The 8,546-nt window shown below is 66.2% G+C and carries 8 protein-coding genes; 6 read left to right on the forward strand and 2 right to left on the reverse strand.

What is annotated here, in order from left to right; translation table 11 throughout:
* Together NH448_RS22625 and gatC are read right to left on the reverse strand one after the other, a co-directional pair.
* Window positions 1-529: amidase (locus NH448_RS22625; RefSeq protein ID WP_253029517.1), on the reverse strand; the 529-nt coding region annotated here is incomplete at its 3' end.
* 54 nt (window positions 530-583) lie between these two features.
* Complete coding sequence (gatC, locus tag NH448_RS22630; RefSeq protein ID WP_045993051.1) at window positions 584-871, reverse strand: Asp-tRNA(Asn)/Glu-tRNA(Gln) amidotransferase subunit GatC; 288 nt, start codon at window positions 869-871, stop codon at window positions 584-586.
* Between the two features lie 177 nt (window positions 872-1,048).
* On the opposite strand from gatC, the gene NH448_RS22635 reads away from it, so the two are divergent.
* The 6 genes from NH448_RS22635 to NH448_RS22660 form a co-directional block, all read left to right on the forward strand.
* Window positions 1,049-2,086 carry a rod shape-determining protein gene (locus tag NH448_RS22635; protein ID WP_045993052.1) on the forward strand — a complete coding sequence of 346 codons (1,038 nt, stop codon included), beginning with the start codon at window positions 1,049-1,051 and terminating at the stop codon, window positions 2,084-2,086.
* 77 nt (window positions 2,087-2,163) lie between these two features.
* Window positions 2,164-3,060 (forward strand): rod shape-determining protein MreC, encoded by an 897-nt coding sequence (mreC, locus tag NH448_RS22640; RefSeq protein ID WP_045993053.1) that lies wholly within the window; start codon window positions 2,164-2,166, stop codon window positions 3,058-3,060.
* The gene (gene mreD / locus NH448_RS22645; RefSeq protein ID WP_045993054.1) at window positions 3,060-3,548 is read left to right on the forward strand and encodes a rod shape-determining protein MreD; all 489 of its coding nucleotides are present in this window, start codon (window positions 3,060-3,062) and stop codon (window positions 3,546-3,548) included. Before mreC ends, mreD begins: the two co-directional genes overlap by 1 nt.
* Before the next feature lie 46 nt (window positions 3,549-3,594).
* The gene (locus NH448_RS22650) at window positions 3,595-4,245 is read left to right on the forward strand and encodes a nucleoside triphosphate pyrophosphatase (RefSeq protein WP_253029518.1); all 651 of its coding nucleotides are present in this window, start codon (window positions 3,595-3,597) and stop codon (window positions 4,243-4,245) included.
* 189 nt (window positions 4,246-4,434) lie between these two features.
* Window positions 4,435-5,898, forward strand: coding sequence for a ribonuclease G (rng, locus tag NH448_RS22655; protein WP_045993056.1), 1,464 nt, complete (start codon window positions 4,435-4,437; stop codon window positions 5,896-5,898).
* Between the two features lie 4 nt (window positions 5,899-5,902).
* Window positions 5,903-8,546: DUF3971 domain-containing protein (locus tag NH448_RS22660; RefSeq protein ID WP_253029519.1), on the forward strand; the 2,644-nt coding region annotated here is incomplete at its 3' end.

Here is an 8,546-nt window from a genome sequence, read left to right on the forward strand (position 1 = left end):
GGATCGAGCCGCCGGTATCGGTACCCAGCGCCGCCGGCACCAGGCCGGCGGCGACAGCGGCGGCGCTGCCGCCGGAGGAGCCGCCGGGGACGGCGTCAAGATCCCACGGGTTCTTGACCGGGCCATAGAAGCTCGACTCGTTGGAGGAGCCCATGGCGAATTCGTCCATGTTGGTCTTGCCCAGGCTGACCGTGCCGGCGGCCTTGAGCTTTTCCACCACGGTGGCGTCGTAGGGGGCGACGAAGTTGTCGAGCATCTTCGAGCCGCAGCTGGTCTTGACCCCCTGGGTGCAGAAGATGTCCTTGAGTGCCAGCGGCACGCCGGTCAGGCGGCCGGCTTCGCCGCGGGCGCGGGCCTGGTCGGCGGCTTCGGCGGCCTCGAGAGCCTGGTCGGCGGTGACGCTGACGAAGCTGTTGAGTGTGCCGTCGAGGCGGTCGATGCGTCCGAGCAGATCCTGGGTCAGCTCGCGACTGGAGATCTCGCCGGCGTCGAGCGCCTGGCTGATCTCGGTCAGTGTCCTGTCATGCATGGGCCTGGCTCCCTGTATGCGTGAATCCAATGTCGAGAAGGGTGGGGCGCGGGGTCACTCGACGACCCGCGGCACCAGGTACAGGCCATTCTCGACCTGGGGAGCGCAGCGCTGGAAGTGCTCGCGCTGGTCGTTCTCGGTGACCTCGTCGGCGCGCAGGCGCTGGGTGGCATCGAGGGGGTGAGCCAGCGGGGCGACGCCTTCGGTGTCGAGCGCCTGGAGCTGATCGACCATCTCCAGGATCCGGCCGAGATCGTCGTGATAGTGGGCTGCGTCATTCTCAGAAAGGTCGATCCGGGCCAGGTGAGCGGCACGGAGGACCTCGGCGTGTTCAAGCGCCATGATCAATTCCTCGACGGAAGGGGTCCATGAAATGACCGCAGAAGGTACCACATTCGCGCGTCGTCGGGCAGGTCTTGCCGGTCAAGGGAGACGCGCATCACGCTTGCCGCTAGGGGGGGTCAGTGATACCGTTTGCGTCCGCACAGGGTTTCCGGTCTGCACTAGGTATCTTTATCCATGTTCAAACGTTTACGAGGTGTGTTTTCCAGCGATCTGTCGATCGACCTGGGGACGGCCAATACGCTCATCTATGTGCGTCATCGCGGGATCGTCCTGGATGAACCCTCCGTGGTCGCGATTCGGCAGTCCGGCAACATGCGCAGCGTTGCTGCGGTCGGCGCCGATGCCAAGCGCATGCTGGGCCGCACCCCCGGAAACATCACCGCCATTCGTCCGATGAAGGACGGCGTCATCGCCGACTTCACCGTGACCGAGCAGATGCTCCAGTACTTTATCCGCAAGGTGCATCAGAGCACCTTCCTGACGCCGAGCCCCCGGGTCCTGGTGTGCGTTCCCTGCATGTCCACGCAGGTCGAGCGTCGCGCCATCAAGGAGTCCGCCGAGGGCGCCGGTGCCCGTGAAGTCTTCCTGATCGAGGAACCCATGGCCGCGGCCATCGGGGCCGGGCTGCCGGTGGAAGAGGCGCAGGGTTCGATGGTTGTCGACATCGGTGGTGGTACCTCCGAGATCGCTATCATCTCGCTCAATGGCGTGGTCTATTCCGAGTCCATCCGCATCGGCGGCGATCGTTTCGACGAGGCCATCAGTTCCTATGTACGGCGCCACTATGGCAGCCTGATCGGCGAAGCCACCGCCGAGCGCATCAAGGAAGAGATCGGCTGTGCCTATCCGGGCGGCGAGCTGCGCGAAATCGACGTGCGCGGTCGCAACCTGGCCGAAGGCATTCCGCGCAGCTTCACCCTCAATTCCCACGAGATCCTCGACGCCCTGCAGGAGCCGCTGGGCTCCATCGTGTCGGCGGTCAAGAGCGCCCTGGAACAGTCACCGCCCGAGCTTGCATCAGACATCGCCGAGCGCGGCCTGGTGCTGACCGGTGGTGGCGCGCTGCTGCGTGATCTGGACAAGCTGATCGCCGAAGAGACCGGCCTGCCGGTGGTGGTCGCCGATGACCCGCTCACTTGCGTGGCACGTGGTGGCGGCAAGGCGCTGGAGATGATCGATCAGCACACCTTCGAGCTGCTCTCCAGCGACTGACGACGTCTGGCCCAGGACCTCCAGGGAGTCGGCCTATCAAACCGCTGTTCTCGCATGGCTCCGTGCCCGGGTACCGCATGCTGTTGTGTGCGGTGCTCGCGGGCGGGCTGATGTTTGTCGATACCCACTTCACCCGAATGGAATCGGTGCGTGCCCAGTTGTCGACGCTTGTGGCGCCGATCCAGTGGGCCGTCAGTCTGCCCAGTGACGTGCTCAACTGGGGCGCCCTGGCGCTGTCCGAGCAACGCTCGCTGGTGGAAGAGAACGCGCGACTGCGCGAGCAGCTGCTGACCCTGTCCCATCGGGTACAGCGCATGGCCAGCCTGACCGCCGAGAACGTGCGCCTGCGCGAGCTGCTCGACGCCGCCCGGGATCACGAGGTGCCTTACCTCACCGCCGAACTGCTGTCGCTGGATCCCGACCCCTTCACCCACCAGATGGTGATCGATCGTGGCCGCCGCGATGGCGTCTATGTCGGTCAGCCGGTGATGGACTCCTCCGGTATCGCCGGTCAGGTCAGCGAGCTTTCCGCCTACTCGAGCCGCGTGCTGATGCTTACCGATGCCAGTCACGCCTTGCCGATCCAGGTCAATCGCAACGGGCTTCGCTTCATCATCCAGGGTACCGGCAGCTACGACGCGCTGAAGGTGCTGCACGTGCCGGATACCGCCGACATTCGCGTCGGTGACCTGCTGATGAGCTCCGGCCTGGCCGGACGCTTTCCTGCGGGTTATCCGGTGGCCAGGGTCAGCGACGTCAGTCACGATCCTGGCGAGCCCTTCGCCACGGTCAGCGCCGCTCCCGTCGCCCAGTTGCAGCGCTCGCGTCACTTCCTTCTGCTGTTTCCGCCGGAGCCTGCGCTCGACGTCTCGCGAGGACGCTGGCACCCGGAACTGGACCCCGAGGCCGTCGAGGCAGCCCGCCGCCTGGGTGAGCTGTTGACGCCCCCCGAGCAAGACGAGGAGGACGACTGATGGCCGCTACCCCTCGCGTCAGCCTGGTGTGGGTATGGTTGACCCTGTCTCTGGCGCTGTGTCTGCAGGTCATGCCCATGGCCGACGGCTGGCAGGTCTGGCGGCCCGACTGGCTGGGCCTGATGCTGTTGTACTGGTGCATGGCACAGCCCGACCGGGTGGGCGTCTTTCATGGTTTCGTGCTGGGCCTGCTGCTGGACCTCATCGAAGGGGCGCCGCTCGGGCAGAGCGCGCTGACGCTGTCGTTGCTGGCCTTCCTCTCGGCGCTGGTATATCCCCGCTTCAGGACCTACTCGCTGCTCCAGCAGGCGGTGCTGATCTTCGTCTTGCTGGGACTGGTGCAGTTGGTGGAACAGTGGCTGCGTACCCTGTTCGGCCCGTTTTCCATGCACCTGTCGTTTCTGATGCCATCGTTGATCGGGGCGGCGCTGTGGCCCTGGCTGGCGACCCTGTTCAAGGCCATCGGCCGGCGTTCCGCCAAGACCTGAATCCCTCATGACCTGAGCCCCCACGAAAGCGTTGGAGACGCAAGCGATGAGTGAGCCCCTCGATGCTGATGTGAATTCCCCGGTGCTGCGCCTGGCCTCTGCCTCGCCCCGGCGGCGTGAGCTGCTGGCGAGCATCGGTGTGGCGGTGGAGATCGCGCCGGTGGATATCGACGAGACGCCGCATCCTGGTGAAGCGGCCCGGGATTACGTCGCCCGCCTGGCCCGGGCCAAGGCCGTGGCTGGGGCTGGGGCTGGGGCAGAAGCCGAGACCGAGGCCTGGCGTGAGACGGGCCTCGACTTGCCGGTGCTGGGCTCCGACACGTCGGTGGTGCGCGACGGCGAGATTCTCGGCAAGCCTGTCGACGCCGAGGACGCCTTTGTCATGCTGCGCTCGCTGTCCGGGCGCTGGCATCAGGTGATGACCTCGGTGGCGGTCAGCGGACCCGCCGGGGTGCTCGAGGCAACGGTCGTTAGCGATGTGCTGATGCGTGAGCTCCAGGACGACGAGATTCGCGCCTACTGGCGCACCGGTGAGCCTGCCGACAAGGCAGGCGGTTACGCCATCCAGGGGCTCGCCTCGATCTTCGTCGAGCGCGTCGAAGGCAGCTATTCCGCGGTGGTAGGGCTGCCGCTCTACGAGACGGCGAGCCTGCTGCGCCGACAGCGCGTGCCTGTGTGGAACGGCGCTTTATTGTGACGGTGTCGTGAGGGTGGCGTGAGGGTGTAGTGGCGCCGCCGCTCGACGAGACGGCAAGCCGCCCGCTGGGCCACCGGCAGGCGTGTGCTGCTTCAGTCGAGCCGGACGGGAGGTCCGGCGCCAGCGCCATCGCAACCGCCAGCGGCTATGTCATAATGGCGCCAGACATCAAAGGACAAGGACTGCCGAATGAGTGGTGAAGTACTCATCAACCTGACGCCCATGGAAACCCGCGTGGCCGTGGTGGAGAACGGCGTGCTGCAGGAGGCCTTCATCGAGAGGGCCAGGCGTCGTGGCATCGTCGGCAATATCTACCAGGGCAAGGTGGTGAGGGTACTGCCCGGCATGCAGGCGGCCTTTGTCGATATTGGCCTGTCTCGTGCAGCCTTCATTCACGCCCACGATGTCGGTGAGCACAGCGCCAACGGTGATGACCAGCCGTCCATCTCGCAGCTCTTGCATGAAGGCCAGTCGCTGGTGGTTCAGGTCACCAAGGACCCCATCGGCTCCAAGGGCGCTCGCCTGACCACCCACTTGTCGGTACCGTCGCGCTACCTGGTGTACATGCCGGACTCGCCTCATAACGGCGTGTCCCAACGCATCGAGGACGAGACCGAGCGCGAGCGCCTGCGCGGTCTGGTCGAGGAAGCCGCGGCCGAGCAGCAGATCGAGGTCTCCGGTGGCTTTATCGTGCGCACCGCCGCCGAGGGCGTGACGCTCGAGGAGATGGTCGCCGACATGCACTTCCTGCTGCGGCTGTGGCGCAAGGTCAGCGAACGTCGGCTGACCGCGCCGGCACCCAGCGTCATCTACGACGATCTGCCCTTGTTCATGCGCACCCTGCGCGACGTCATGCGCGACGATATCGAGAAGGTGCGCATCGACTCCCGCGAAAACCACGTCAAGCTGGTCGAGTTCGCCGAGGAGTTCATGCCCTCGGCGGTGGGACGCATCGAACATTACGCCGGCGAGCGACCGATCTTCGATCTGTACAGCGTCGAGGACGAGATCCAGAAGGCGCTGGCGCGCAAGGTCCAGCTCAAGTCCGGCGGCTATCTGGTGATCGACCCCACCGAGGCGATGACCACCATCGACGTCAACACCGGCGCCTACGTGGGTCACCGCAACCTCGAAGAAACCATCTTCAAGACCAACCTCGAAGCGGCCACCGCCATCGCCCGTCAACTGCGTCTGCGCAATCTCGGCGGCATCATCATCATCGACTTCATCGATATGGTGGACACCGAGCACCAGCGCCAGGTGCTGAGGATGCTCGAGAAGTCGCTGGAACGGGATCACGCCAAGACCAAATGCACCGGCGTCACTGAGCTCGGGCTGGTACAGCTGACCCGCAAGCGCACCCGTGAAAGCCTCGAGCAGACCCTGTGCGAGCCGTGTCCCTCCTGCCAGGGCAGGGGCACCCTCAAGACGCCGGAATCGGTGTGCTACGAGATCTTTCGCGAGATCCTGCGTGAAGAGCGCGCCTACAATGCCGAAACCTACGCGGTGCTGGCCTCCCAGGCGGTGGTGGACCGACTGCTCGACGAGGAGTCGGCCGCGGTCGCCGATCTCGAGGAATTTATCGGCAAGACCATTCGTTTTCAGGTCGAGACCCACTATTCCCAGGAGCAGTACGACATCGTGCTGATGTGATCCGATGAGGCCGATCCGCCTGCTGACTCGCTGGTTGTTGACGCTGGTGGCGGTAGTGCTGGCGATGGCCGCGCTGCTGTCGCTGGTGCTGCGCGTGTCGCTGGGCCAGGTCGATCGCCTCGAGGATCGACTGGTCGAGATGATAGCGTCGCGCTTCGAGGCGGAGACCCATCTGGTGAGTCTCGAAGGCAGTCTGCACGGCCTCGACCCCGGCTTGACCCTGGACGGGCTGCGACTCGAGGCCGAAGACGCCACGGGCAGCTATCCGTTGTTGCAGGTCGAGCGCGGTGAAGTGCGCCTGGACACCCTGGCGAGCCTTGACGAGGGGCTGCCGGTGGTCGACAAGGCCCACTTCCAGGGCGTCACCCTCCACCTTTATCAGGACCGCGAACGTCGTTGGCTGTGGCCACAGCCGGCGCGTATCCCCCCCGAACTGATGCCCGAAGGGCAGTTTGACCTCGAGCGTCTGGACTTCTGGGTCGGCGTCATGCTGCGCCAACGTGCCTGGGTCGATGACCTGCGCGTGGTGCTGCACGGGCGCCGCGAGGTGACCACCCTGCATGCGCCGCGGCTGTTGATGACCGGCGATGAGATGCGCACCCATATCGAGGGTGAGGTATTCATCGAGGATCGCGACGCCGAGGCGATTGAGATCGTCATGGCCTTGACGCCGGGCAGTCGCGAGGCAAGCAATTTCAGCGCCGCCCTGCAGGGCACCATGCAGCTCGACAGCCTGACCGGCTTGTCACGACTGATCGGCATCGAGGACGTGCTGCGTTTCGACGAGGCCAGCGGGGACGCCACCGTCTGGGCGCGCTGGGATAATGGCCGCCTGGCGGATGTGCGCCTCGATGTACTGGCACCGCGCCTGGCGCTCAATCAGCGCGACGCGATGGCGACAGCGGTCGCCCAGGAGATGGGCGAGGGCTCGCCTGGTGGCATCGTGCTCAACGGGGCCGAATTGCGCGGCCAGTGGCTGAGACGCGACGTCGATGACTGGGAGGCCTGGTTCGAGGGTGACGCCGAAGACGTCAGCTGGACCGGCGACGACGGCGAAACCGCGCCGGAAGGTGGCGCCTTGCCCCAGTACTGGCACGTGGAAAGCCGCGAAAACGGCTGGTGGGCCAACGCCAGCGGCTTCGAGCTGGGTGCACTGGCGCAGTGGCGTGAGCGTCTGCGCCTGCCTGAGGGCCTGGCCCGGGCGGTGGACGCCTTGAAGCCCCGCGGTCAGGTGACCGGGCTGGGCTTTGGCAGGCTCGATGACGAATGGCGTGCCCGGGTCAGCGCGCTGGGGGTCGAGGTCGACCCCTGGGAGAGTGCGCCCGGCGGCGGCCCGCTGGATGTCTGGGTGGAAGCCGACGGCACCCGTGGTCGAGTGGACTTCGTCGACGCTGGCCAGGCATCGATGCATTTCCCTGAGCTGTTTGCCGCCCCCATGCAGCTCGACTACGCCACCGGCGAGGTGATCTGGTCCTACGACGGGCCGCGCAGCTTCGTCAGTGGACGCGACCTCAAGGTCGGCTGGCGCGACGCCGAGGTGGAAGGGGGCTTTGGTCTGGCCATCGCCGCCGATCGTCGCGGGGGCTTCGGTCTTGAGCTGGACATGCGCGACGTCAACGCCCGGGATATCGCCTTGAGCGAGTGGTTGCCGATGCCGCTGTTGCGCAACGATGTGGACGCCGAACTCGCGGACTGGCTGGCCAGTGGTCTGGCGGGGCGGGTGCCCCAGGGGCAGCTGCGCCTGCACGTGCCGCTGCGTGAGCAGGACGACCTCGACAGCGAGAAGCTCGACAGCAGTCTGAGCCTGGATCTGGATATCGTCGAGGGGCGGGTGCCCTACGCCGAAGGCTGGCCGGCGCTTACCAACGTCAGCGGCCACCTGTCCGTCGAGGATGACAGTCTGGAGGCGCGCGTAGACCATGCCGAGAGCCAGGGCGTGAAGACCGAAGGCGCCAGCGTCAAACTGGCCGACGAGGTCCTCAGCGTCGAAGGGCCGCTGTCGGCGTCGCTGACGCAGTTGCTGGCATTTCTCGAAGAGATGCCGGTGGAGGGTGCCGAGGCCGCCAGTGACTGGCGCGGCGAGGGTAGTGTGACTGGCCAGTTGTCGCTGTCGTTGCCGATGGCCGATCCGGACGCCCTGGACCTGAAAGTCGAGGCCGACGCCCGTGCGGCGAGGGTCGTGCATCAGGGCACCGAGCTCGAGTTCGAGAACGTCAGCGGCCCCCTGACCTGGTCCCAGCAGGGCGAAGAAGGTGGATTGTCCGGTCGTCTTGAGGGCCAGGTGCTCGGTGGTAGCGTGGCGGCTGACCTTCAGGGCAGCAACGATAGCGTGGCGCTGTCCGGACGTGCCGATGCGCCGGCGCTGCTGGACTGGGCGGGGCTCGAGCCTGGGGTACTGCTGTCTGGCTCCTTCCCCTGGCAAGGCCGGCTTGAGCTCGATGCCCAGCGTCTGTCGCTGGAAAGCACCCTGGAGGGGCTGTCGATCGCACTGCCGGCACCGCTGGGCAAGCGTGCCTCCCAGACGGTACCGCTCAAGCTGGACCTGAGCCTTGGCGACTCTCCGGTGTTGAGCGGCCAGTACGGGCGCGATGTCGGCGCCCGTTGGCGCGCCGCCGGGCCCGGCGGCAGCCAGGGTCAGCTGTGGGTCG

The organism is Halomonas sp. OfavH-34-E (assembly GCF_024124525.1).
Lineage (GTDB): Bacteria > Pseudomonadota > Gammaproteobacteria > Pseudomonadales > Halomonadaceae > Halomonas > Halomonas litopenaei.